Genomic DNA, 26832 nt, shown 5'->3' with positions numbered 1-26832 from the left:
AAGATAAAAGTTGAGAGCTAAAAGCGTCGGCTTGTGTGGCTGGAATCTAAAATAATTAATCAGATTCAAAATTTAAAATCTAGAATCTAAAATTAACTAGGGATTATAACTCATTTTTTTTATTTTTAGAAGCTAAAAATTAATAGATCTAATAAATAAAGAAATATGAGTTCAAAATATGCACTAAATCCTCATGCTTTGGTCCGTTTTTTAGAAAAAGATGCTAAAGATTTTACCAAAGATGATATTATTCGTTATGTGACGGAAAATGAAATTGAGATGATCAATTTCAGGTATCCTGGTGCGGATGGACGATTAAAGACGTTAAATTTTATTATCAATAGTCTTGATCATCTGGATAATATACTGACGTGTGGTGAACGAGTGGATGGTTCCAGCCTGTTCCCGTATATAGAGGCCGGATCAAGTGACTTGTACGTGTTACCCCGTTATCGTACGGCTTTCCTGAACCCGTTCAGCGAGATTCCCGCGGTTGATATTCTTTGTAGTTTTTACACGAAGGACGGGAAACCATTGGAAATGTCACCGGAGTACACGATGCGAAAGGCGCACGAGGTATTAAAGCGAGTGACGGGAATGGAATACGAGGTGATGGGGGAGTTAGAGTATTACGTGGTGAGTGAAAAGGAGGATTTATTCTTGGCCTCCGATCAAAAAGGGTATCACGAGTCTACTCCTTTTAACAAGGGGCGGGATTTACGTGCGTTGGCCATGAAGTATATTGCCGGAACCGGAGGATTGATTAAATACGGACATTCCGAGGTAGGTAATTTCACGAAGGGAGATTTGATGTACGAACAGAACGAGATCGAATTTCTGCCCACGAAAATGGAAGATGCTGCTGATCAATTGATTATTGCCAAGTGGATTCTGAGGACGCTGGCTTACCAGTTTGGTGTAGATTTGACATTTGCCCCGAAGATCACGGTAGGCAAGGCCGGGAGCGGGTTGCATATTCATACCCGTTTGAAAAAAGGGGATAAGAATATGATGATCGAGAATGGCAAGTTGACGGATAGCGCGTTGAAAGCTATTGCCGGGTATCTGGATCTGGCACCCTCGTTGACGGCTTTCGGGAACACAAATCCGATGTCATATTTCCGCTTGGTTCCCCACCAAGAGGCTCCCACGAATATTTGTTGGGGAGATCGTAATCGTTCGGTTTTGGTACGTGTGCCGTTGGGATGGACGAGTGGTGCGGGAGATATGTTGCGTGATGCGAACCCGTTGGAAAAAGTGGAAGATCAGGATTTCAGTGGTAAACAAACCGTGGAATTCCGTTGTCCGGATGGTTCGGCCGATGTGTACCTGTTGATCGCGGGGTTGGCAGTTGCCGTGCGTCATGGATTTGAAATGAAGGACGCGTTGCAATATGCGAAGGAACGTTACGTGGATGTTAATATATTTGATGATGCGAACAAGGGGGTTGCTGATCGGTTAAGTCAGTTGCCGGCATCCTGTTATGATTCCGCGTTGTGTCTGGAAAAACAACGTGCTGATTTCGAAAAGTACGGGGTGTTTGCTCCCGGTCTGATTGATGGTTTAGTGGCCGGTTTGAAAAAGTTTGATGACAAAACGTTGCGTCAGGATTTAGGAAACGACGAGGTAAAAATAATGGAACTCGTGCAAAAATATTTCTATTGCGGATAAAAAGAAAGGTAATGGAAAATGGGCTATTCGATTTTATGATGTCGAATAGCTCATTTTTATTTAATCTGATAGTTTTTTCTATTCTTAGGAGGATATTTTTATCCTTTCATTCCTTTTTGAGGGGCTGGGAGCTTTTGTAGAGGAATCCTCTCCTTTCTTTCTTTTTTTATAAATCGAATATTCGACTATATAATGAATTGATTCTATGTGTTTTGTGTTAGAAAAATGATTTGTCTGATAAAATGTAAGAAGAGGGTAATTATTCCTTATGTATTTATTAAACGATCATTTTTTGATATACGTTCAAATGAGTTTTATTGTTTTAGGTGCAATAACGATAATTAATTGGTAATCAGCCTTGTCATTAACAAATAATTATTTGTATTTATCATTATTATTATTTATTTTTGCATATTATTAAATGATCGTTCTTTGCTATTCCTAAAGAGGATGTGGGGGATAAGAGGAACGAACGTGTATAACTAGGAATTAAATGAGTGTAAAGGTATTTTTATTGTTCTTTTCTCTCCTGTCTATCCCGGGAGTAGGAGCGACGAGATGTGTTCCCGTCGAAGAAGTATCGGATAGTGTACGTGTATTTCGTTTTGTTCCTTGTAGAGCAACGTTTTACGTGCATTTTGGATCCAATGATGTAGAGTTGGATAGTATTCTTTCTATGGCAAAACGCTATCAGGAAGATATAGAGGCAGGGCGTATCATGTTGCAGTTGGATAGTTACAGTACATCTCTTTCAACTGATGAGGAAAATCTGAATTTAGCGTTACTTCGTGCTAACGAAGTGAAAAAAGCTATTGCTTGGCGTAGAAGGTTAACAGATCGTTGTTTTGTGGTGCATACACACCCCACGTTATTGGAAAATACACGTGAGGTCGTGACCGTGCGTTTACTGGTAAAAGTAGGAGAAAAGCAAGGAAAGAATGTTGCTTTATCCGAGGTTCAAGATCCTAAAAAGGCTAAAGTTCGTGATCAAGAGAATTCATCTGTTTTGTCGGAGAATGATGTTGTCATGTTGCCTTTAGCCTCGGCGGAAGTATTACCTGTTGTGAAACTGTAGACTATTTGTCCGGTAGAATTCGAGTTTCTGGTTGTATTTTGATGATTTCCCGGTAAGGTATTGCTTATTATATTGTTATGGCGTGAGTCATGGTGATGCACAAGCAATATGTTACAGGGAAATTTCTGATTCTTGTTTATAATAAACCCTTTTACTGAGCTTGAAGGTTAATTGCTTCCCGTCATCATGGATGAAGGCCTCGTTCGTGAAACTCGTGAGGGGATTATTGGTGAATTGAATTTCGTTCTTGTTTAAAAGAAACCACTTTCCGGTAGCATTACGGGAGGAGTTTGCACTTAGATTATAAATACTGAACGTGTAGGTGTAGTCGGGATGTAATGAGAACGTGAACCGTTCTGTTGGTTTGATATTGTTGGGTACATAGGTTATGTAGTCTCCCGTGAGGTGTGTGCCACGTGGATTTGTTCCGGGGTGTAAGCCGATGATTTGAGTAACGGTAAGGCCGTTCATGGAAGTGTGTTCAACATCGTTCGCCGGGGAGAGGTGTCCGAGTAATTGAACGCTGACACCCTTCCCGCTAGAAAGCTTTAGCGCTAAATATTGTTCTGCCAATTGGGTTGCTATTTCCCCGTTATTGATGGTGAACGTGGAACCTGTGGCTTGATCTTTTAAGGTTGCTTTATCTGTTTGATACTGGTATTCTCCGGCGAAGTAATAATTATTGGTAATGGCAGGTGTTGCGGCAAACGTGCTGTCCGGTATGTTGGAAGCTTTACCTTGAGTTTTGTCCTTACATCCATTGAGAAGTGCCATGGGTAAAAGTAGCGTGATCAAAATCATTGTTTTCATATTCTCCTGTTTTTACCGTGTTAAACGGAAACGACAGAGGAATGTTCGGATAGGATGATTCTTACACGAGTTTCATTTTTTCAAGTAAGATGGATGCATTCATGTTTTGACTGATACCGGGTTTCAGTTTATAATCATAGGCAATGTCATCATCCGTGTGTGTAATCTCGAAACACCGGTTAAAGAAGTTGTCCGGTATCGTGTTGGCAAGTTCTCCGAGTTCGAGGTCATGCGTGGCAACAAGTCCGGCAACAGGTAACGTGAGTAATTTTTGAAGGAAACGACGGGAACCGTTCAACTTATCCCGGGAGTTAGTTCCTTTTAGAATTTCATCCAAAATGATAAACAAACGTTCTTCGTGTTGTGCCATGTTGACAAGTTGTTGTAAACGGAGTAATTCGGCATGGAAATAAGAGGTTCCTTTCGCCAGGTTATCAACGGTACGCATACTGGTAAAGAGGGCCATAGGCTGGAATTCAAAACTTTCAGCCCGAACGACAGCTCCGCAACAAGCAAGTATAAGATTCACCCCTATCGCACGTAGGAAGGTGGATTTCCCGGCCATGTTCGCTCCCGTGATGATATAGAATTCGTGTAACCGGGCTACTTCGAAATCATTGGTTACACATTCATTGGCGGGTAGGAGAGGGTGACCGATGGCTGTACCCCGTAAAAGTTGATTGTCTCCGGGAGTAGGATGGATAAAATCGGGGTGGTTGTACTTGTAGTTGGCCAGACTAACCAGAACGTCAAGTTCTCCCGTGATTTCCACCCAAGTCGGGATGGCCGCGGCATAACGGCGTTTCCAGGCAACAAGGCGCTGGATAAGGTGTAATTCCCGCATGAAAAGCCCGTTCATGAACATGGCAACCACCGCGTTAGAGCGCTGGTCGAAACTTTCCTGTATTTTATGCAGGGAACGCAGAGCCTCGTCTGCGTTGTATGTTTCGTTGAATAGTTGTTGACGCAATGTTTTTAATTTGGCGGAAGAACAGGTAAATGTAGAAAAATGTCCGATCAGTTCGTGAAGGTTACTGAACGAACGGGTGAATTCATCCAGACGCATATGAGTTCGCAATGTTTTTTGAGCCGGTAAATAGCTACAAAAAAGGGATACGCAGGAAAGGAATAATGGAATATTTAACGTGAGTATGGAGGCAATATACAATATCCAGGTAGAGACCGTCAGTATCGGAAGGATATACAGGAAAGGACGAGTCCAGCGTGGTAGCCCGACTTGTTCCCGCTGCCATTGTTCGATTTGTTGCATGGCCATGTGGGTAATGCGTTGGCTGTTGCCCTTGGCTCGGAAAACGTGACACCATTCCGGCTCGCGGGCAAATTCTTCGATGGCTTGTTGGCGCTCGATGATGGGTTGCCCGGATTTTAACGGGTAGAGCAACCATTCCCGCAATTTCTCCCTCCCGTGGGGCGTAACCGTACGGTTGACGGATTGGAAAAGGGAATCCTCCCCGAATATGTCAAGATCATGAGCGTAAGGGTGAGTCTGGTCTTTGTACTCCTCGCCTGTCGGGAGATTTTTAAAGTTTCCGGCAAGATATTCCAGTTCCACACGAGAACATTCTTCAAGTTTGTGCAGGAATTGTATCTCTTTTAATAATTTGGTTTCGAATATATTCGTGATGATAAATAGTGCTATGGCAGCAATAAAAGCGATTAGATAAGGCGTGTACCCTGTGTTGGCGAAGGTATATATGAAATATATGGCTAACAGGAATAAGAAGACTTTTGTGAGGGTGATACCGTTACGCCGTTGTCTGTGTTTTTTTAAGAGGATCGTAAGGCGTGATATTTGTGCTTGATAGTATTCTTTTGGCTGCTGCATAGTATGAATGTTATTTATTGCAAATATAGTTTTTAACCTTGATATATTAAAGTGACGGGAGAAAAATGGTTTATCGTGAATTTTTTGTATAAAAATCATTGTAGAATTAAAAACAAAGGCTATATTTGCACCCGCAATCAGAAACAATAGAGGTTGTTTTTAAATCTGGTTCGGTAGTTCAGCTGGTTAGAATACATGCCTGTCACGCATGGGGTCGCGGGTTCGAGTCCCGTCCGAACCGCAGAGATGCCTGTTAGTCGATCGATTAACAGGCATCTCTCTTTTTATTGTGTTGCCTCTTCAATATACTCATTTGGTCGATTGTGGGTAGTGTATCTGTCCGATATGTGCTTTAAAAAGAATGGAAATAAAAAAAGAGTTCCGAATATTTACTCGAAACTCTTTTTCTTGGCGGTCTGGACGGGACTCGAACCCGCGACCCCATGCGTGACAGGCATGTATTCTAACCAGCTGAACTACCAGACCAAAGTGTTTTCAAAAAAGGCGGTTCGGACGGGACTCGAACCCGCGACCCCATGCGTGACAGGCATGTATTCTAACCAGCTGAACTACCGAACCTTTTTTGCATCGAACAACCGCTGTTGTTCTCAATTGCGGTGCAAAGATAGATAGTTTTTCTTATTATGCAATATTTCTAGATCGAAAAAATGGAAAAAATTGCGTTTTTCTTACGAAGAAAAATATTCTTGAGCGCCCGAAAACAAAGGGATGCGGATGATTTGTATTGAGGATGAACGGGTTATTAATAAAAGTAATAAAGTGTAGGCTAAAATTTCAATTAACAGTTTTGGAGTTTAAATTTTTCCTTATATTTGTGCCACATAATAGTTGTCAAATTTAATTTAACTTATAAGATAATGAACGTACCTGCAGAATTAAAGTACACTAAAGAACACGAATGGATTCGTGTTGAGGGTGAGGAAGCATATGTTGGTATCACTGACTATGCACAAAGTCAATTAGGTGACATCGTGTTTGTTGAGGTTGAGACCGAAGGTGACAACCTGGAGGCTGGAGATACTTTCGGTAGTATCGAGGCTGTAAAGACTGTTTCTGATTTGTATATGCCGATTTCCGGAGAGGTATTGGAATTCAACTCAGAACTGGAAGATCAACCTGACTTGGTAAACAAAGATCCTTATGGAAAAGGTTGGATTATCAAGGTAAAAGTTGAAGACGAAGCACAATTAGACGGATTGTTAAGCGCTGACGCTTACAAGGCATCTATCTAATTTTATTGATAAAGGGGACTGTACGTGTTATCTCGATAAGGGGTAACGGATACAGTCCCTTTATTTTATTTCATGGTTGCAAAATTGAATGATCGTCATTTTCAATTTTCAATTTTCAATTCTCAATTGTTATGACATTAATAAAATCTATATCCGGTATCCGGGGAACTGTCGGTGGACGTCCGGGTGATAACCTAACTCCCTTGGATATTGTTAAATTTGTTTCGGCTTACGCTACTTGGTTGAAGACCGGGGCCGGGAAAACAAGAGCTAAAATCGTGTTAGGTCGGGATGCCCGTATTTCCGGGGAGATGTATGCTAAATTAGTGGAGGCTACTTTGTCCGGTCTGGGGCATGACGTGGTGAATATCGGTTTGGCAACTACCCCGACCACGGAGATTGCCGTTACTGCTGAACAGGCTGACGGAGGAATTATTCTAACGGCCAGCCATAACCCGAAACAGTGGAATGCTTTAAAATTATTAAATAACCGGGGGGAATTCCTCTCTGCCGAGGATGGTGCAAAAGTCCTTCAGATGGCAGAGCAGGAGTCGTTTGAATATGCGGAAGTGGACGAATTGGGTTCGATTACCCACAAGGATTACACGGATTATCATATTCAGCACGTGTTGGATCTAAAACTCGTGAACCGGGAAGCTATTGCCAAGGCGAATTTGAAAGTTGTCGTGGATGCGGTGAATTCCGTGGGAGGAACCGTGATTCCCGCTTTGTTGAAAGCTTTAGGTGTAAGAGAGGTGGTCGAGTTGAATTGCGAGCCCACGGGACGCTTTGCTCATAACCCGGAACCCATTCCGGAGAACCTGACCCAGATTTCAGAGAAGATCAAGGAGTGTGGGGCAGACTTGGGTATCGTGGTTGACCCGGATGTTGACCGTCTGGCATTAGTTTGCGAGAACGGTGAGATGTTCGTGGAAGAGTACACGCTGGTTGCGGTTGCTGACTACGTGTTGAAACATACACCGGGAAATACTGTTTCTAATCTTTCTTCTTCCCGTGCTTTGCGGGACGTAACGTTGGCTCACGGGCAACAATACAATGCCGCGGCCGTGGGGGAGGTGAACGTGGTGACTAAGATGAAAGAGACCAACACGGTGATTGGCGGTGAAGGAAACGGTGGAGTCATCTATCCGGAAAGCCATTACGGGCGTGATGCTTTGGTGGGTGTCGGTTTATTCCTTTCTCATTTTGTGGCAGAAGGAAAGAGTATGACCGCTTTAAAAGCAACTTACCCGCAATATTTTATCTCGAAGAATAAGTTAACACTTTCTCCCGATATGGATGTCGATAAGATATTGGAGGGATTGAAAAAGAAATATGCCTCGGAAGAAATTACCGATATTGATGGTGTGAAAATTGATTTCAAGGACGGGTGGGTACACCTGCGAAAATCCAACACCGAACCGATTATCCGGATTTATTCCGAATCAAAAGACGAGTCTGCAGCCAATCAATTGGCGGAAGATGTTATAAAAGTAGCGAAGAGCTTGTATTGATGGATAAAAAAGGAGCCTCGCAAAAGGCTCCTTTTTCGTTCTATTCTTTTCTCTTGAATTATAGTGTGATACCATGTTTTGCAAATGTTTCTAATAAATGATCACACTTCTTCTTAATCGGTGGATAATTTGTGTAAAGCGGGTTTGTATATAATTCCTCTCTTGTTTGTGTAAATATAAATTCTAAGAAAGAATAAAAATCATCGTCTTTGTCTGGTGCCGTCCAATAAAATGGTTCCCAGAAATACCAGTATGTGCCGTATTCTAAGAAACCTAATTGGTACAAGTCTTTTTCTTGATACCATCTATTCTTGCTGGAATAAGGATCTGTAACACCTTCTTGTGCAGATTGTTCTGATATAAGAGAATAGGCTCCGAATGTATTGATGATATTTTCATGATCTATTTTAGCGATAACATCATCTAGAGGGTTCATCAAAAATTGAATGAATGTTCGATTTATTGCAAGTTTCAATCTTTTCCTGTATTGAGGATTTTTTATTCGTTGGGCAAAATCTTTATCCACGTGGGGGAGAGTGATATGGTCAACACCTCTTACCATGTATCCTCTTTGAAAATCCAACCCTCCATCACTGATTGTATCCCAAAGTGGGACGTAGTTGTCTTGCGTGTATAGCATACCTGCCATCAGGATTTTAGATGGGAACAGATGTTTCTTAACTTCATCCGTATATAAATCAAAAAAATCCTCTTTTAAGAATTGTACAGCAGCACGAATTCCTTCTTCATCTGCTTCTTCACGAACATCATATTTTGCGTTAGACGTGAATTGGTAATTTATATCTGGATTGGAAAACTTATATAATACGTAAGTTCCATATTTATTATTCCATTCTACAATTTGATCATCAAAATCATGATTTCCTTGGGGAAGATCGAATCGATTTTCTTTTTTCTCGGAGATTACTACATCGTCTTCGTCATTACAAGAAAAGAGAAACAATGCACACAGTGCTAATATGTATAGATTTATTTTTTTCATAACTATCTATTTTAATTTAGAGCTGGATTACTTTCTTTATGTACCTGCATGATAGGTAATACCCATTTGGGGGTAGCTGTTCCAATTTCTACCGTGTATTCATCTCCGGTATTTGGAGATTCGTCAATATCGTGAGAAAAGGATTGCATTCCGTAACGTCGTAAATCGAACCAGCGATTTCCTTCAAAGCATAATTCCCGTCGACGTTCTGCCTTACACTCTTCGATAAGTTTGTCAGCATTGTGATTGAACGTACTGCTTGTCCAGGTTTGTGACGAATAGTTCTTGATACGTTTTTCTCTTAATGTATTCAAGTCGGAGATTGCCTTGTCCAAATATTCGCTCTGTCCTTCTTTAGCCATATGTGCGTAGGCTTCCGCTCTGTTTAAATAAGCTTCACTTAGACGTAAACATGCTCCGAATTCGAGATCGGTAGCGAATTTAGATGATTTTTCTCGCCCATTACGAGGACTAAGATAGCTTTTTAAGCGTTGATCGTCATTAGCGTAGCTATTTAATAATTCGTCTGATGCCATAAAACAATCAGAGCTGTAAATTGATTGTACCATACAATGTTCTGAATCTTCTGCATAAAAGAATAAGATTTCTGGATTATCCAGGGTAAATGGATGAGGAAAATCTAGACCATCTGTATTTGCCGGATAAGTTACTGTTGTAATATCAAAAAGGTAAAGATTTCCTCCCGGAATGGAAAATATCGCGTTAGCATGTTCAGCAGCTTTTTCCCAATTTTCCATGAAAAGGTAGTAACGGCTTGCTAATAAATGTGCTGTTCGGGTTCCGACACGAAATTTGGTTCCAACGGAACTAACTTCTGTCAATAGGTTAATACCCTTTTCAATATCATTAATAATGCTATTGTATACTTCAGCAACCGTACTACGTGAAACTGAATTTTGGTTAATAGCACTACTTAATTTTAACGGAATTCCGGCAGATTGTCCTTGAGGTGCATTAGGAGTATTATATGGGTAAGCGTAAAGATTTATGAGGTTAAAATAATAAAATGAACGTAATACAAGAGCTTCCCCCTCGACCCTTTTTTTCATGTTCTCCTCTCCATCAACCTCATTAATCATGTCAATAACGACATTACAACCGGCAATCATTTTGTAAAAGGTTGCGTATGAATCTACTTCAATGGATGTAATGCCGCTAGTTGGGTTGGGGAGATTGTTGAAATCTTCAAACATCTTTTCATTGCTTTCGGCAGAACGTCCACCCCATAAATATAAAGGGCTGTATTTCGTAACAATAGGATTTGCGTTACTGGATGTGATGTATTGGGTTACGTCATCATCTAGTAAATCCAGATATGGCATTAAGGAGAGATCTCGTCGGGGATATCCTTCGTATGCCAATAATTGATCCAAATCTTCTATTGTTGAGGGAATAACTTCGTCTTGTGATGACTCTTTAAGAAAGTCACTACAAGAGCATAGACTGATTGTAGCTAAGAGTATAATGCTTTTCTGTATAATATTTTTCATGGTAATTGAATTTTAAAATTTAGAAACCAAGACTTATACTTAACGAGAATTTGCGTTGGCGATCAACGACCGGAATGATTGTTGTTGCATCTGTACTCAAGGTCTCAGGGTCTTGTTTGCCAAGTCCTTTACTCTTGATGACAAAGGGGTCTGTAACAGTTAATGCAAATGTCAAGTTGGAAAGTCTTATCTGATCCAGAATATCTCGGGGTAAGGCATATGTTAGACAAATGTTGTTACACCTCAAGTGATTAGCTTTGACAACTCGTAGATCTGATAAATTATACATCTGGTAACGGTAGATTTCCCCGTTATTACTTAAACTAAGTGAATTGTCCGGAAGATAATTTGCCAGATTCTCGTCAGAAGATAATATTGCCGGTATATTCGTGTATTTTTCATCACCCGGTTGTCTCCACCGTTTATTGAGTTCTTTACTTGCATTTTTCTCTGGGTCGGGAATACGTAATTGTCCGATACCTCCACTTGTTGCTTGACTTCTCATGAAAGGGTTCAGGCGTTTGTGATGTCCTAATTGGAAATTGAAGGATGCTGATAACGTGAATTGTTTGTATCTGAAAGACGTGGATAACCCTCCGCTAAATACAGGATCTTTGACACCACTGTATATCATGTAGTCGAGTAGTGTTCCCGATTCAACCCTTGTTTTAGTTCCGGGAGTTTGGTCTATAATGGCGAATTTAGGTACACCTTGATCAGACAAGCCAATATACGGGAATGACCAGAAACTATTCAAAGCAAAACCATCAATAATGACACTTCCATTTGTAATTTTTTCGAGGGTTGCATTGTCTTCGTTATCTTTTACCTCGTTACGGTTAAAGCCGGAGGTTGCATTGATACTCCATCTCATATCTTTCGTTTGTATGGGGATAACAGTCAATGAAACATCGTAACCCTTATTAATGATAGAGCCGTTGTTGATTGCCATGTTGGGAGTTCCGTTTTCTATCGGAATGTTTACGTATGTGATTGCATCTATTGTTTTTTTGTAATAAAAATCAATACTTCCGTATATCCGGTCGTTTAGTATGGAAAGTTCAATCCCTCCGTTAAAGCTTTTGGTTTTTTCCCATTTTAAATCTTTATTCGGGAGATTTTTAATAGATAGAAATTGATCTCCGGTTAATATGTCCGGTGCAATATTGAAATTTGTAATTAAGTAAGGACTAATATCCGGAGCTTTCCCTTGAGAACCGTAGGATGCTTTCAAGGTCAAGTTGGATAACCAACCGAACTGACGCATGAAATTTTCTTCGCTTACATTCCATCTGACTCCGGCTGATAGCACGGGGTTAAAACGATTATTGGTGTTTTGTCCGAATTTATTGGATGCGTCTTGTCTAAAACTAAAAGATAACGTGTACTTGCTTGCATAAGAATAGCCTAATGTGGCGTAAAAAGACATATAATTTTCAATTTGGTCTGTAAGTGTAGTCGAATGACGATCATTATATGCCGGAACGTTAGCGGTTTCCCTGTAATTACAGTCTTTATAAATACTTAGAACGTAATATTTGTTTGCTTGTTGACTATAATTATAATCCACGCTTTTGCCTCGATTGGGCATATATCCATATTCAACTCCACTTTGGCCGATGTAGCTATTTCCCCTGACCTCATGACCTAATGCTACATTAAGAGCATGGTCACCTTCTCTATCAAGAAGTTTTCCATAGTTAAGTTGATTACGAACCGTGTAGCTTTGTTGGTTAGTTGAATTGTAGTTTAAAATCCCGCCATAAGGTAACACGGATGCCAAGGTTAACCATGAATCGGATTCTCCGGTTACAAGCTCTCCATAATTGGCTCCTCGGATTTTTGAAACTGCATAAGAATGGTCATCTGCCCAAACATTAGCTTCTGAACTATTTCTTGTAAATGCGGTTGTTAATTCATATTTGATTTCTGGTGTAATATTCCAGATCAAATTACCTGTGATTTGGAATTTAGTATTCTTATTCTCGTTTCCGGTATGTTCGAGTTCATTTAAGAAATTATAGCGAATATCTCTTTGGATCGCGGAGCCATCATCTAATTGAAAATAGGCTTTTGTTTCATTAATGGAGTACCATTCGTCCGGTCCTAAAATTCTACTGGTATTCAGTGCATAATCTTCCGGGTTAACTCCCGTGTAGTAAGCGTTCGTCTCGGATTGACTGGCAGAGAATTGGAATTTAGTACGTAAATTATCCCGTAGTTTTGCATCCACGCTGAAATTTATCGTTTTATTACTTTGGTCATTACCTTTATAGCTGCTCAATGATTTATTGAAACCCACGGAACCATAGAAATTGAGTTTATCATTTCCACCGCTTAGACTTAATGAATAATTCTGACTGACGGCATTACGAGCGAGAAGTTTAAACCAGTCTGTGTTTTGTTTTTCCATACGGGTTACTTTCTCGTTGAATTCTTCCATGGAAATCTCTTTGTTTATCAATTGAAGATAAGCTCCTTCGTAGCCTACATTTTGAGGGAATTGGCTAAAAGGGACTCCGGATTCCACAATTTCTTTAGATAAAGCAATACGGTCAGCAGAATTCATCCGGTCTGTCTGTCCATACGTTCTTCTGGGCGTTAGGGAAATATCCGTTCTGAAGTTAACGTTAATTCTTCCGTTCGTGTTGGAGCCTCTTTTGGTCGTGATCACGATCACCCCGTTGGCAGCCTTTACCCCGTAAATAGCCGTGGCCGACGCGTCCTTCAAGAACGTGATGCTTTCAATGTCATCCGGGTTTAGGCCGGAAATACTACTCCCGGAAATACTTGCCATAGAGCTACTGAGGTCGCCGGAACTAAGAATGTCATTTAACTGTGCTCCGGCAAAGGGGAGAGGATCTTCTTGAATGATACCGTCAATAACCCATACCGGGGAGGCATTTCCGATGACAGTGGAAGTTCCGCGAACTCTCACTTGAGGGGATGTTCCGATCATTCCCGAAGGAATCGTGATGCTCACTCCGGGGACAACTCCTTGTAGTGCGGCATCAATACTGGTCACTCCGGCAACACGTATATCATCGCCTTTCACTGTGAATGTCGAGCCGACAACTTCATGTTTTTTTAACGTTTGATACCCGGTAACGACTACTTCTTCCAAAGCTTTGGTATCTTCTTTCAAGGTGATTTTGTAAGGAACCTGTTTGGCATTTACAACTACTTCCTGTGATTTCATGCCCACGAACGAGAAGATAAGCGTGCTACCTTCCGATACCGTGATGGTAAATTTTCCGTTATTGTCGGAAAGAACCCCCACGCCTTTTTGTCCTTTCACGGTAACGGTAACAGAGGGGAGCGTGATTCCGGTTGCGTCATATATTGTTCCCGTTACTTTTATTTCTTTATTCTGTGCGAACACGTTGTTCGACAAGGCGAACAACAGGATAAATAATATCCGGGTTACGGATGGTTTTATATATGTGAGTTTCATTTGAACTTTCGTTTAAATTAATAAAGGTATTTGGGTGAAGCCTTAACTTCCAGGGTAATATATCCGTCTTTTCCGGGTACTAATTCTTTGACACGGAAAACTGCTTTGTTTGTGTCATAGAGGTCTCTGTCAGGCCATTGACTAAATCTTTGCAAGTTAATGACATAAATACCTTCCCATGTCGGGTGTGTACTTTCTACTATGCTGACTCCACGTGTAATGTCCGTCGTGTATTTATATACATCGATGTAAGTTTCAGATGCTGAGATTGTAGATTGAATAAATCCAAATTTGTTTTGTGCGTAACCTCCTTCTGTAATGGCATCATTTAAGGTCGGGATTCTATAAGGAGCCATAAGGTCATATCTATTCATGATGAAGGCCCAACTGGTGGAAGAATTGTACGTCCCGAGTAAGGGATATAAGCGTTGCTCACGATAGTACGTTTCCACTTCATCTTCTTCTCCATAGAAATAACACAATTCGATCTCCATGAGTTCTTCCATGCTCATTTGTTGAACTTGTTCTAGGGTGAAAACCTCTCCGGTACAAAATTTAAGAAAATGACCATGTTCCGTGTTTCCTTGCGCCCCTAAGGTGACTGTATAGGATTTTAATTCATCGGCAACCAAGATGGTAATGGTTTTATTAATCAACTGTTTCGGTTGGTTATTGTCTTTACACACCACTTGAAAATTGTACGTTTGGTAATGTGATCCCTCTTCCGGCAGGTAATCATTTGCCCGAAACGAATAAGAATACTGGCTCTTGTTGTGTAACTCGGTCGAATCCATCGTCAGCGGGAAACCTTTTAAATATGTTCCGGCATTATCCTTGACGTACACTTCTTGGATGAATCCTTGATTTGCGATAAAGTCGATGTCAATTTTGATCTCTTCTCCGGGGGCGATAACAATTGAATCTTTTTCCACCCCGTTTAATTTCACAACGAGACTCGGGCGAGGGGGTAGCTCGTGGAGTTCTTTGACGCATCCTTGGCAGAATGTCAAGAAGAGGCAAATGATTAACAGATAGTTTCTTGTTCTCATAAAATTGGTTTTAAGGTTTAATGATTGGTCTGATAATTTTTCTGTCATTAAATTGATTTTGGTTTATATTATTGTTTAAAAAATAAATTCTGCACTGATTGAATAATTCTGTTGTCGTTTCATCGTCGGGGTGTACGAATCTGCATTCATGCTCATCACTTCGGGATCTTGATCTCCCAAACGACGATTCTTGATGATAAACGGGTTAGTTACCGTTATACCCAAGTTTATTTCTGTGATACGAGAAATTCTCGTTTGATAATTTAACGAGATCCGGTTGCAGCGTAAATGACTGGCGGACACCACCCGCTCCGTACTCCGGTTATATAGTGAATAACGATACACGGCGCCATAATTTCCAAGACTCAACGAATTGTCCGGTAAATACTGGGATACATCTTCATCCCGAGTGGATAGTGCGGGAATACGAGTGTGTGTTTCGTCTCCCGGCTGTTGCCAGCGGGTCAATAGTTCCGTGGAGGCGTTCATGTCGGCTCCCGGAATGGACAACATTCCATTATTGGAACTTGTGATAAACGGGTTAAGACGCTTGTAGTGTCCCAGTTGATAATTGAACATGGCGTTCAGCGTGAAACGTTTATAACGTACGGTTGTACTGATACCACCTGAAACACGGGGTTCACTATCCCCGCTGTACACGAGGTAATCGAGCAAAGAACCGGACACCTTCTGCATTTCGCCCCCGACTTGATCCATGACGGCAAATAGCGGGGCCCCGTTTTTAGGCGATAGCCCGATGAAGGGAATCGACCAGAAACCTGATACCGGAAACCCGTCCAGTGCGGCGTTCCCGTTCGTGAAACGCTCTAAGGCAGGCTCATCCGTGTAGCTCCTTTTTAAAATGTCTTTCATATAGGCAGCCGTGAAATTGACTGTCCAACTCCAAGCACGTGTGGAGAGTGGTGATAACTTGACCTGTAATTCATATCCCTCGCTATCGATGGCACCGCTGTTAATGTACATTTTGCGGAACCCGTTCTCAATCGGGATCTCTTTTTCCACCACGATGTCAGAGGTCTCTTTCTTGTAATAATCGAATGAAATCTCCATGTTATTCTGAAATAGCGATAAATCAATCCCGACATTCCAAGATAATGTCTTTTCCCATTTCAAATTTGGATTGGGAAGTTGTTCCAATTGCAGGTAACTCTCGTTTGTGATCGGGTCACTTGGCACGTGACTGACAAGTGTTTTCGGTGACACGTTGGCTACCACGTTTCCCTGTTTTCCATAAGAAACCCGTAACGTACTTGCGTTCAACCACGGTTTGGCCGGGTACCACTTTTCTTGGTGCATATCCCAGCGAACACCGGTGGACCAGACGGGATAGAAACGATTGTTCGTGTGTTCTCCGAAACGGTTGGATGCGTCGTTTCTGACATTGATACAGATCGTGTAACGACTGTCGTACGTGTAACCAATCGTGCCATACTCGGAGAACGTGTTTTCCACCCGGTCAACGAGCGTCATATCATGCTCGGTTTGGGATATATCGGATGATTCGACAAGTCCAATTCCGGGGAATTGCTCCTGTACTTGTTGAAACTTATCTGACGGGGAACGGTAATCGTGTAATAATGTGTTCCTTTTCCCTCGCACGTAACCCCATTCAATCCCTTGTTTCCCGTCGTATTTATTTTTCCGGGTTTCGACACCGAGCGTGGCGGTTACCGAATGGAATGTTTCTTCTCCCCATGTTTTCCGAAAATTGATTTGCCCCTTCACGGTAAGAGAACGGCGGGTGTTTCGTGTATAATCCAATATACCGCCTGTTGGGAGTGGGCTGATGTATTCCATGAGATTCTGTATCTCTTCGGAAAGGGTGGCGTTATAGTCGCATCCCCGGAGTTGGGCGACATTCCAAGATTGTGCGTCTGCCCACAACTGGCTGTCGTTCGTCCCTTGCGAGTATGCGGGTGTAACCGATATATTCAGATAGGGCAGGAGATTCCATGTGAATTGTGCATTTAGATTAACTTCTGAAGTTTTATTATCGTTTCCCGTGTGTCGTAATTCATGTAGCATGTTGAAGTGAACACGATTTCTGACGGATTGATATGTTCCGTTTTTTTGATATGATAGTAAAGTAGCCTTACCTTTCGTGTAAAACTGATCGCTGGTAATCGTGCGACTGGTTGTCAGGGCATATTGTTCCGGGTTAATTCCCGTGTAATAGCCGGAAGTTATGATGTGATACCCGGAGAGGTTTACTGCGATTTTAAATTTCGGAGACGAGTTGTAATTAAAATTCAACATCCCGGTAAAGGTTTCCCGGTCATTCCCGACGTATGCGCTGTTTTCCTTCCGGTACCCGAAAGATGAGTAGTAAGCCATCCCGTCCTTCCCCGAGTTGAAACTGACGTGGTAATTCTGGCTGATGGCGGTTCTGCCTAGTGCTTTAAACCAGTCGGTGTTTGTTTTCTCCAGTCGGGTAACTTCCTCGTTAAATTTAGTGTAAGAAATCTCTTTATTGATCATTTTCAAGTAGGCGGCCTCGTACCCGATTTCTTCCGGGAAACTGGGTATGGGGATGCCTGCCTCGATCATTTCTTTTGACAATTCGACCCGTTGTGCCGAGTTCATTACCTTGGCATTGTGATATGTGGGTACCGGGCTAAACGTGATGTCACTTCGGAATCTCACGCCCGGTCGAGTGGAATGGCCTTGTTTCGTGGTGATGACAATCACCCCGTTGGAGGCCCGGATCCCGTAGATGGCCGTGGCAGAAACATCCTTTAACAGTGTGATGCTGGCAATGTCATCCACGTTTATTCCCGACAAGTTGTTGCCCATGATGCTGGAACGTGCCGAGTTGCTGAGATCGTTCTCATTTAACAGGTCGTAAAGTGTATTCCGGTCAAAAGGCCAGATGTTTTCCCGGATGATTCCGTCCACTACGATCAGTGGTTCCGGGTTACCGATAATCGTTGAAGTTCCCCTCACTTTCATGCGTCCCGTGGACCCGATGTTTCCGGACGGGATCATGATTTCCAATCCGTTCAATGCTCCTTGGAAGGCGGCCTCCAAGGAGGTTGCTCCCGGAGTGCGAATGTCTTTGGCGTTAACCGTGGAAGTCGCCCCGGTCATTTCGTTTTTGGCGATGACTTGGTAACCGTTCACGATGACATCTTCTACCTCTGAAACATCCGTCAGTAGGGTAATTGTGTATGAATTATCTTGCGTGATCGGGGTGTAGCAGGTCTTTTTTCCCACGTAACTCGTGATGAGTATCGTGTTTTCTCCTTCCGGAATCCGGATTGAGAATTGTCCGTTTTTGTCTGAAATGGTACCTCGGCTACTTCCTTTTACTAGAATGGTGGCCGAGGGGAGTATGATTCCGTCTTCGTCTCGGATGACTCCTTTTATGGTGCGCATCGCGGGAAGGGGAACCGTGTTTTTTTTCGTGATAATGATGGTTTGATTATAGATGTGGAAATCTAACGGGAGTCCTTGCAGGCAGAAGGCCAGGACTTCCTGCAATTCCGTTTCGTCAAAATGAACGGATTGGCGGCTGTCGATTTCTTTTACATCTTTCATCTGGTACATCATGTCATATTTGGTCTTTTTCTTGATCTTTTTCAACACCTCTTCCAGCGTGGCGTTATTCATGTGAATGCTGATTTTTTGAGCCCATGCTTCCCTTGAAGTCCCTAACAGGACCACAAAAATTGTCAAGAGAATGAATTTTCTAGCACCCATCACCATCGTTTATTAGGAAAACACTAAATTATTTCATAGCTTTGTAATGGTTTTAAGGTTAATTTATTGGTTAATATTTTAATCTGTTATAATTGAGGGATGGTGTCAACATTCCTCAATTTATTTATATACCCGGATTTCGTTTCCGTCCTTTTTGAACTTAACACCCGTGGCCATGTGAATAATTTTCAAAATGTCTTCATATCCTTTGTCGCGTTGAATAGAGATAAAGCATTTTATATCTTGTAATTCCGGGTCATCGAAGGTAACGTTTAGGGCGAAACTTCTCCCGATAATGGTCATGATGCTGCCTAGATTGACATCCTCGAATGTAAATTCACCTCTTCGCCAAGCTGTTTGCTCTTCCACGTCAACGGAATCTATTTGTAACACACCTTCCCGTGGTTGGAAACGGGCTTGTAGTCCGGGTGTCAGCACGGTTGTGTGTGTGGTTGTGTCTGTTTGTGAATGACAGGTGACGGCAACTTTCCCGGTCAACAAGGTGGTAGACACCACGGGATCTTCGGGATAAGCTGTCATGTTAAATGTGGTTCCAAGTACTCTGACATCCATTGATTTACTTTTTACAATAAAGGGGATGTCGGAATGTGTCACATCAAAATAACCTTCCCCGGAGAGTTCAACGACTCGGGCGTTTTTCTCGAATACGGACGGGAAGACCAGCGTGCTACCTGCGTTCAGATGGACATTTGTTCCGTCACTTAGCTGGAGCGAGTACTCTGTGCCTTCCGGAATGACCAGTTTGTTGGGAGTTGAGGAAAGGAATTCTTTCTCATGTTGAAATGAAACTTTTCCTTCATCTGTGTTGATGATTCTCAGACCGTTATAGTCCATTTGTATTTGCTGATTTAATTCAACCTGTTTGCCGTCATCGAGTACGAGATAGGCGCTTTGTGCCAGCAATCGGGATGGAGTGTCTCTTGTTCCGGCATTTTGGTAAAAATAGTAACCTACACCCAGTATCATGAGGCAAGCCACAGCTGCCGCGTATTTGTAGAACACCGGTAACCGTCGTGTGGGACGGGTGGCGGTGATGAATTTGTTCAATGCTTTTTCCGTGTCGAAACTATCGTGTCGTTTTATATTTTCATGTAGTCGTGCGGGTATCCCCACTTCCTCTCGGAGCCGGGGAGAATCGGGAGCCACTTGTTCCCAGTTCCCATCCGATAGCGCCTGTTCTATTTGTCGGGCGATCCTTCGGGCTTTTTTTATTTTATCTTCGACTTTTTTCATCTCTGTTGATTTTGTTATTAAAACAACTCATGTCGGGAAAGTGTCTAAAGAAAAATGATATTTTTTTATTTTTTCGTGTTTTTGTTTCATCCGGACGTGTGTCGGAGGTTTGGGATAAATAGAGGCAATGTTTGGGATACACTGGCGTGTGGGGTGCTTGTTGAGTGACTGTTGGGCGGTTGTTAGGCGCTGTCGCCGCCTTATTGCCGCCTTGTCGCCCGCATATCGCCGCCATTTTAAGAGAGTTTAAGCAAATGTAACATACAACTATGGTACGGTAGTTTGGGTAATCCTATTTCTACGGGTTTGTAATTGAAATTAAATAGGTTAGTTTATCTCCAAATGTTCCCTAGTACAAGGGATACGTGTTGAATTGGGGTTAATTATTTTGTTGTAGGAAAAGTACGAGTAGCGTATATAGTTCCGGGGAAACCATTTTTTTCAATAGCGATATACCCCGTTGTTTTTGTGATCTGACCGTACTGGAAGAGGCTCCGGTCAGGGTGGAAATCTCGGTGCTGTTGTAACCTTGCATCACGAGTTCCATGATTTTGGCACACTCGCCCGGAAGGTGGCGGATGTAGTCTGATAATAAACTGATAATTTCACTCTCGACAATCGTGTCCCATGTCTGCTCGTCGGTTTCTTCTTGGACGAGATTTTGAGCGTGTTCGAGTACGATGTTATGATGCTTGATGTAGTTCAGGCAACCGTTACGGGCAGAGAGGTAAAGGTAGGATTTTAGTGCAAGATAATTCTCGAAATAGTTCTCTTTTTCCCATAACCGGATGAACACGTCTTGGGCGACATCTTCGGCAACATCCGTGTCTTTCAGAATTTTGCTGGAATAGTAGGCAATATCCTGAAAATATTCCCGGAATAGTTGTTTGAATGCCTCGTGATCACGGGCGTTCAGTTTGTTTAAGAATGTTATGTCTGTTTCAGATGATTTCATACCACTGCAAACTTATAGATTTTTAGTCGATCTTGTATGAATTGTTATTGAAAAAATGTGGTTAGGGGTTGATTTATTATTTTTTGATTGTTTTAGACACTTTCACTGGGTAAATTGTTTTTACGATATGATTGAATAAATCAACCTTAAAACCAAATTGATTTTTTTATGAAGAAAGTATTGTTTTGTATTGTATGTTTGAACATGGCCTTGCTGTGTTTCGGGCAACCGGTGAAAATAAAACTGGTGGCGGAGCGGGAGGCTTTTGTTTTGTTCGGGGACGAGCGTTATGATTTGAAAAAAGGTGAAACCCGTTGGATTACCTTGGAGGGTGAGAATATGTATGGAAAAAGGTTATGGTCTAACGAGGAGTGTTTCTTATTTCTTGAGGCCGGGGATTCATTGGAAGTCGTTTTACATGAAAACAACGAGCTGGAATTGAAGGATGACGGAAGTGTGTGTGCGGCCCGGAATAACTGGTTACGGAAAGCGGATTTGTTGAAACAGCGATTGAAGTATGCCCGGTTAATCCCGCAAATGTTACCCAAGGAGTACGAGGGGCTGAATTTGGAAAGAGTTTGTGATTCTATGAATGTTTGGTTGGCTACTTATTTGAAAGAATATCCGGCCGATCGGAAGAATTTCGAGAAGGTGATGCGGACGGAGTTCAAATACTACCGTTTGTTGGAAGAAAATGGTATTAAGTCTTCAAAGACAACTTTCCAAGAGTTTCCCGGAGAGGTTCTGGCCCAGTTTGCCGAAGTGATCCCGGATGCGAAAGATGACCGGGTGGTTTATTCTCCTTCCTACTGGCGGATGGTTGAAGTGTACGTGGATTATTTACGGATCGAGGATCCCGGTAAATTACAGGGAAAGGGGGACCGGATATACGAGAACGAGGTGAAGTTGGCAAAGTATTTTCCGAAAGGAGCGGTGAGGGATAAAATAGCTTACACGAATTTGGATAATATCCTTTATTGGGTGCGGCCGGATGGTCGGGGTGATTTTGATAAATGCGTGGAACGATTGGCTCCTCGTTATGCCGGTGTGTTACGGGAAAAATTGATTAAGCAGGATGCTGACCGGAAGGATCGGAAATTGGTGCCGGAGAATTTGTATCCCTCGTTGTCGGGAGAGACCGTGAACGGGGAGCGGGTGGATTTGTCTTCTTTCAAGGGGGCGTGGATTTTACTGGATGTGTGGGCCACCTGGTGCGGGCCGTGTTGTAATGAAATACCTTTTTTGGCAGAGATGGAAAAACGCTTGCAAGGGCGAAATATAGAATTCGTGTCCTTGTCCGTGGATAAGTTGGCCGATCGGGAAAAATGGGTAAAAATGGTGCGGGAGAAAGAGATGAAGGGGGTACAGTTGCGACTGACAGGTAAGAAAAGCGAGTTGAATGAGATGTTGTGTATCAGCGGAATACCGCATTTTGCTATTATAAATCCTGCCGGAGAACTGGTGTGGAACGGTTTACCCGGCGTTTCTTACGGGTTGATATACCGGATTCTGAAAGAGGTTCCGGTGAGATAAAGTGTAAATATATTTTTAATTGATTTTTCATGAAACTTATTATATTTTTATTAGGGTGTTTGGGATGTCTGTTTATGGGATGTTCCGATCCTACCTATCGTTTAACTGTTTCTATCTATGGAAACGGAAGTTTACCGGGAGACACGGTTTACCTGTATCGCTTTAATGAGCAGGCATTGGAATTTGAAAAAGGGGATTCCGCTATATTGGATGACCGTCAGCAGGTTTGTTTTACCGGGAAATACACGGGACCGGAGTACGTGGGTGTGGGTGTTAAGGAGAAGGCGGTGTCGAAGTTTTTCATGTTGGATTCCACGGAAGTGTTTGCCTATAATGTTTTATTACACGAGGAGCCTAATTTCTTTAATCCTTCCGGGTATAAACTTACAAAGAAGTATATGATCGTGGAGGGGGGACGTGAATCGGCTATTCTGGATTATTATCAGGGGATGGAACGGTTGACATTGATTCCTTTGCGGTATGCGAACAATGATACGTTTAAAAATGACGTGATTATGGATATGTTGGTAAAGTTCCCGAATTCGAAAGCGATGTTGATGATTTTGGATAGTGCGAGAAAACGTTTTTCGATGGATCAGCTGGGAGAGGCTTTACATTTGTTTGATACTCCGGAACTGGTGGGACATCCCTTGTACAAGGATTTGGTGGCCTACCGGGAGTCGGTGATAAAAACGGCCGAGGGGCAGGTGATTCCTGATTTCTCACTACCTTCTTTGAACGGGGAAGAAGTAGCGATTAGTTCTTTCCGGGGAAAATATGTGTTGTTGGATTTTTGGGCATCATGGTGTGGCCCTTGTATCGGGGAGATGCCAAACGTGCATAAAGCTTATGATTTGTTGCATGATAAGGGATTGGAGGTTGTCTCGGTTTCCACGGACAGGAAGGAGTCCGACTGGCGAAATGCCGTGAAGGAGAAACAGATGGAACATTTCGTGAATTTACGGGATACGAAAGGGGTGCTACACGAGATATTTAGTCGGGATGCGATTCCTTTCATCCTGTTACTCGATCCGCAAGGTCGGATCGTGGCGAAAGAGTTGCGGGGAGAGGATATTTACAAGGTGGCGATCGAAAGTATAAATAAGTAATTGATTAACGATGAGTGCTATGAATATATTGAAATATAGTCTGCTGTGGGGGGTACTGATCTGTACGATGGCGGCGAGAGGACAAAAAATTGAAATTCTCCATGAGGGAGAAGAACCGGTATGGTTGTCGGAACAGCATCAGTTTGTCTGGGATAAGGTGATTCCTTTACATTTTAAAGCGGGGAAAGCCGTGTACGAGGTACATCACGCTCCGAAAGTGTTTCGCTTGGCAACCGAGTTGGGGTATTCGTCGTGGTTTTTTGTCGGGGATAAAGATCATGTTACGGTGACCGTGTTGAATACGGATCCTTTGAATATTAAGGTAGAAGGTGATATTGCTGGTACGTATTTTTATGAACTGGAGAATGTCAGCCGGGAATACACGAGGGGTAAATTGGAGATGACAAGTGATTACATGAAGGCGTGGTTGGATAAGGATGCTACTTTGATGAGGGAGGTGAATCAACAATTGGAGCGATTAAAGATGAACCGGGATTCAGCATACATGGACGTGGTGAACCGTATGATGGAAAAAGGGCGTTTGGAGGAAGTGTTGGTGAAAGCAAATATGCCGTTGATGCTGAAGAGAATGATCGTGCAGAATTTGGAAAAGGAAGGGAAATTTTCAGGCAGGTTGATGGAAGAGTTGGATTTGTACACGAAAATGTATACCCCGGATTACGTGTATTATTTTTATTATTACCCGTACGTGTGGCGGGAACAGATTAACTCGTTAGATTCGGGTGAAGAGAAAGGAGGACGATTGATGAACGAGGTGTATCGGATTATGAATCAGGAGTTTTATAACACGGTATGTAATCGGTTGGGAGAGGACATGACCCGGGAGAAGTTGATTGATTATGCGAGAAGTGTCTCTGACTTCGATTATTGCATTGGGTTGCATATGGAACTGGACGAGCAAATGAAGCGGGATACCGCATTGAATAAGTTTTCTGAGCGTATGGAAAGAATGTACATGACGAGAGCGGGAAAGGTGATGGGGAATTTTTCTTCGAAAACATCGGAAGGTAGGAAGGTGAGTTTGGCAGATTACCGGGGAAAGTACGTGTTACTTGATTTTTGGGCTTCGTGGTGTGGGCCTTGCAGGGGATTGTTGCCGACAATAAAGAAGTTGTACGAAAAGTATCATGCTACCGGGAAGTTTGATATTTTGGGGGTTTCCAAAGATGCGGATCGGGCAAAATGGTTGAAAGCGTTGGAAGAGGAAGGAATGGCGTGGAATAATATCTTGGCAAAAGAGGCTAGTTTGGAAGATCCGTCTCAATTTGAGTCCGTGACAGGATTACCGCAGATGGTGGTGGTAGATCCGGAGGGAAATATCGTGTTGAGTGTTAGTGGAGCAAATAATATAGACCGGGTGATCAAAACGTTGGAAAGTGTGTTAGGGAAGTAGAAATAACGGAGTGCCATCTTTGGCACTCCGTTATTTATTCCACGTACAATACTAATCCTTTTAAATATTCTCCTTCCGGGTGATAGATGCTGATCGGGTGATCGGCTGGCTGCGTGAGTTGGTGCAGGATTTTGACTTTCCTACCCGTGTTGGCTGCCGCGGTGAAGACCGTTTGGCGGAAGAGGTCCTTCGTCATAACCTGTGAACAGGAGAAGGTGAAGATTAACCCACCGGGTTTTACAACCTCGATTCCCTTACGGTTCAGCTTTTTGTATCCTTGAATGGCATTGTCCAGCACGTTTTGGTGTTTGGCAAATGCGGGAGGATCAAGGATGATCAAGTCATATTTGTTGTGTGATTTATCAAGGAATTTGAAAGCGTCTTCCACGAATGCCTCGTGACGTGTGTCACCGGGGAAGTTGAGTTCCACATTTTGGTTGGTTAGCTCGATGGCTCTGGCCGAGGCATCCACCGAATGTACGAGTTTTGCCCCACCTCGCATGGCGTAGAATGAAAAACCACCCGTGTAACAGAACATGTTGAGAACATTCTTGTCGTGGGCGTATTGTTCGAGCAAACGTCGATTTTCCCGTTGATCGACAAAGAATCCGGTCTTTTGACCTTCCAGCCAGTCCACGTTGAATTTTAACCCGTTTTCGATGGCCGTGAAGTTGTCGGTGTGACCGTATAGGTAGTCATTCTTGGGGTTAAGTCCTGCCTTAAAAGGAAGGGTTCCTTCCGACTTGTCGTATATGGCAATGAGTTTATCCCCCATGACTTCCAACAGGGCTTTCGTGATCTCTTCCCGAACTTTATACATTCCCACGGAATGGAATTGCACGACGGCAACCCCCGCGTAATAGTCAATAACAAGTCCGGAAAGATCGTCACCTTCCCCGTGAACGAGGCGGTACACGTTGTTGTTCGGGTTGGTCGCCAAACCGATGGCTACACGTGTCAGATAGGCCTGTCGGATGCGCTCCACCCAGAAGTTATAGTCAATTTCTTCTTCCTTGAACGTGAGTACACGCACGGCGATACTCCCGATCTGGTAGTGGCCCGTGGCGAGATATTCGTCGTCACTGTTATACACTTGAACGACGTCACCTTCCTGCACGTCTCCCTTGATTTTGGCTATTGCTCCCGAGAAAACCCACGGGTGCAGTCTGTATAAAGATCTTTCTTTACCGGCTTTTAGAACTATTTTGCTCATACTTATTCGTGTCGCGATGCGACGTTACTGGTTACAAGTTTACAAGTTACAGGTTTGTCTGTGACTTGATGGAGCAAAAGTAGATAAAAAAGCGGTAAAAAAATACCGGGAATGCTATTTTGCAATTTCCCGGTGTTAAAATCTTTTTGCTACACGTTCAAAAGTTCCTTTGCCTTGTCCAGAATGGCCGTGTCATCCAGAACGACAAGTCCGCCGTCAGGGCCTTGTTCAACATGTATTCCGGCGCTTGATCCCCCGTTGTCATAATTATCGGCTCCGAAGTAGTTACGTACGGTGTCTGTACTGATACCCAAGTCTTCTGCAATTCTCTGCATACTTCCGTGAGGTAGCATGTCTTTGATTTTTCTCAGCTCGTTAAAAGTAATAGTATAAGTCATAACGTAGTAATTTTAGAGGTTTTATGTGCAATAAATTTAGAAATATATTT

18 protein-coding genes and 3 tRNA genes are annotated in these 26832 nt (G+C 42.6%); 8 read left to right on the top strand and 13 right to left on the bottom strand.

Translation table 11 applies throughout. The features are described 5' to 3' along the window. Positions 1-165: 165 nt before the first annotated feature. Both F1644_RS04105 and F1644_RS04100 read left to right on the top strand, forming a co-directional pair. Positions 166-1671 (top strand): glutamine synthetase family protein, encoded by a 1506-nt coding sequence (locus F1644_RS04105; RefSeq protein ID WP_087422221.1) that lies wholly within the window; start codon positions 166-168, stop codon positions 1669-1671. Between the two features lie 493 nt (positions 1672-2164). Further along, positions 2165-2746, top strand: a complete 582-nt coding sequence (locus F1644_RS04100; protein WP_087422708.1) for a hypothetical protein — start codon at positions 2165-2167, stop codon at positions 2744-2746. Between the two features lie 111 nt (positions 2747-2857). Here the strand turns inward: F1644_RS04100 and F1644_RS04095 are convergent, their stop codons facing one another. After that, on the bottom strand, positions 2858-3556 hold the full coding sequence (locus F1644_RS04095) for a hypothetical protein (protein ID WP_118302027.1): 699 nt from the start codon (positions 3554-3556) through the stop codon (positions 2858-2860). 61 nt (positions 3557-3617) lie between these two features. Next, a complete protein-coding gene (locus tag F1644_RS04090; protein ID WP_158571858.1) occupies positions 3618-5402 on the bottom strand; it encodes a MutS-related protein in 1785 nt (594 codons plus the stop codon). A gap of 167 nt (positions 5403-5569) precedes the next feature. Between F1644_RS04090 and F1644_RS04085 the strand changes: the two genes are divergently transcribed. Further along, positions 5570-5643 (top strand) — tRNA-Asp (locus F1644_RS04085). Between the two features lie 168 nt (positions 5644-5811). Here the strand turns inward: F1644_RS04085 and F1644_RS04080 are convergent. After that, positions 5812-5888, bottom strand: a tRNA-Asp gene (locus F1644_RS04080). 19 nt (positions 5889-5907) lie between these two features. Continuing rightward, positions 5908-5981 (bottom strand) — tRNA-Asp (locus F1644_RS04075). Between the two features lie 299 nt (positions 5982-6280). Here F1644_RS04075 and gcvH point away from each other — a divergent pair. Continuing rightward, positions 6281-6655: a glycine cleavage system protein GcvH gene (gene gcvH / locus F1644_RS04070; protein ID WP_087422705.1), complete on the top strand. Its 375-nt coding sequence runs from the start codon at positions 6281-6283 to the stop codon at positions 6653-6655. A 131-nt stretch (positions 6656-6786) separates the two neighbouring features. Next, positions 6787-8169, top strand: a complete 1383-nt coding sequence (gene glmM, locus F1644_RS04065) for a phosphoglucosamine mutase (protein ID WP_118302029.1) — start codon at positions 6787-6789, stop codon at positions 8167-8169. Positions 8170-8227: 58 nt separating this feature from the next. On the opposite strand, the gene F1644_RS04060 is transcribed toward glmM, so the two are convergent. The 7 genes from F1644_RS04060 to F1644_RS04030 all read right to left on the bottom strand — a co-directional run bounded on the left by F1644_RS04060 (position 8228) and on the right by F1644_RS04030 (position 21115). Further along, positions 8228-9172, bottom strand: coding sequence for a hypothetical protein (locus F1644_RS04060; RefSeq protein WP_118302030.1), 945 nt, complete (start codon positions 9170-9172; stop codon positions 8228-8230). Positions 9173-9183: 11 nt separating this feature from the next. Next, positions 9184-10683 (bottom strand): RagB/SusD family nutrient uptake outer membrane protein, encoded by a 1500-nt coding sequence (locus F1644_RS04055; RefSeq protein WP_118302031.1) that lies wholly within the window; start codon positions 10681-10683, stop codon positions 9184-9186. Positions 10684-10702: 19 nt separating this feature from the next. Beyond that, positions 10703-14137: a SusC/RagA family TonB-linked outer membrane protein gene (locus tag F1644_RS04050; protein ID WP_118302032.1), complete on the bottom strand. Its 3435-nt coding sequence runs from the start codon at positions 14135-14137 to the stop codon at positions 10703-10705. Between the two features lie 17 nt (positions 14138-14154). Continuing rightward, the gene (locus tag F1644_RS04045; RefSeq protein ID WP_118594272.1) at positions 14155-15186 is read right to left on the bottom strand and encodes a hypothetical protein; all 1032 of its coding nucleotides are present in this window, start codon (positions 15184-15186) and stop codon (positions 14155-14157) included. A gap of 75 nt (positions 15187-15261) precedes the next feature. Then, the gene (locus F1644_RS04040) at positions 15262-18906 is read right to left on the bottom strand and encodes a SusC/RagA family TonB-linked outer membrane protein (protein ID WP_158571857.1); all 3645 of its coding nucleotides are present in this window, start codon (positions 18904-18906) and stop codon (positions 15262-15264) included. Between the two features lie 120 nt (positions 18907-19026). Beyond that, on the bottom strand, positions 19027-20160 hold the full coding sequence (locus F1644_RS04035) for a FecR family protein (protein ID WP_118302035.1): 1134 nt from the start codon (positions 20158-20160) through the stop codon (positions 19027-19029). Positions 20161-20539: 379 nt separating this feature from the next. After that, the gene (locus F1644_RS04030) at positions 20540-21115 is read right to left on the bottom strand and encodes an RNA polymerase sigma factor (RefSeq protein WP_087422697.1); all 576 of its coding nucleotides are present in this window, start codon (positions 21113-21115) and stop codon (positions 20540-20542) included. A 168-nt stretch (positions 21116-21283) separates the two neighbouring features. On the opposite strand from F1644_RS04030, the gene F1644_RS04025 reads away from it, so the two are divergent. The 3 genes from F1644_RS04025 to F1644_RS04015 are packed head-to-tail and all read left to right on the top strand — an operon-like array spanning position 21284 to position 25171. Next, entirely contained in the window at positions 21284-22648 is a 1365-nt protein-coding gene (locus tag F1644_RS04025; protein WP_087422696.1) for a TlpA family protein disulfide reductase, read from the top strand. 29 nt (positions 22649-22677) lie between these two features. Continuing rightward, the gene (locus F1644_RS04020) at positions 22678-23757 is read left to right on the top strand and encodes a TlpA family protein disulfide reductase (protein ID WP_118302036.1); all 1080 of its coding nucleotides are present in this window, start codon (positions 22678-22680) and stop codon (positions 23755-23757) included. A 19-nt stretch (positions 23758-23776) separates the two neighbouring features. Next, complete coding sequence (locus tag F1644_RS04015) at positions 23777-25171, top strand: TlpA family protein disulfide reductase (RefSeq protein WP_158571856.1); 1395 nt, start codon at positions 23777-23779, stop codon at positions 25169-25171. A gap of 34 nt (positions 25172-25205) precedes the next feature. On the opposite strand, the gene F1644_RS04010 is transcribed toward F1644_RS04015, so the two are convergent. Then, entirely contained in the window at positions 25206-26384 is a 1179-nt protein-coding gene (locus F1644_RS04010; RefSeq protein WP_118258326.1) for a class I SAM-dependent rRNA methyltransferase, read from the bottom strand. A 149-nt stretch (positions 26385-26533) separates the two neighbouring features. After that, on the bottom strand, positions 26534-26782 hold the full coding sequence (locus F1644_RS04005; protein ID WP_087422692.1) for a DNA-binding protein: 249 nt from the start codon (positions 26780-26782) through the stop codon (positions 26534-26536). Between the last annotated feature and the right edge of the window lie 50 nt (positions 26783-26832).

It is taken from the genome of Butyricimonas paravirosa, from assembly GCF_032878955.1.
Lineage (GTDB): Bacteria > Bacteroidota > Bacteroidia > Bacteroidales > Marinifilaceae > Butyricimonas > Butyricimonas paravirosa.
Note: the sequence above shows the minus strand (reverse complement) of the source record. Positions and strands in the feature narration are given on the sequence as shown.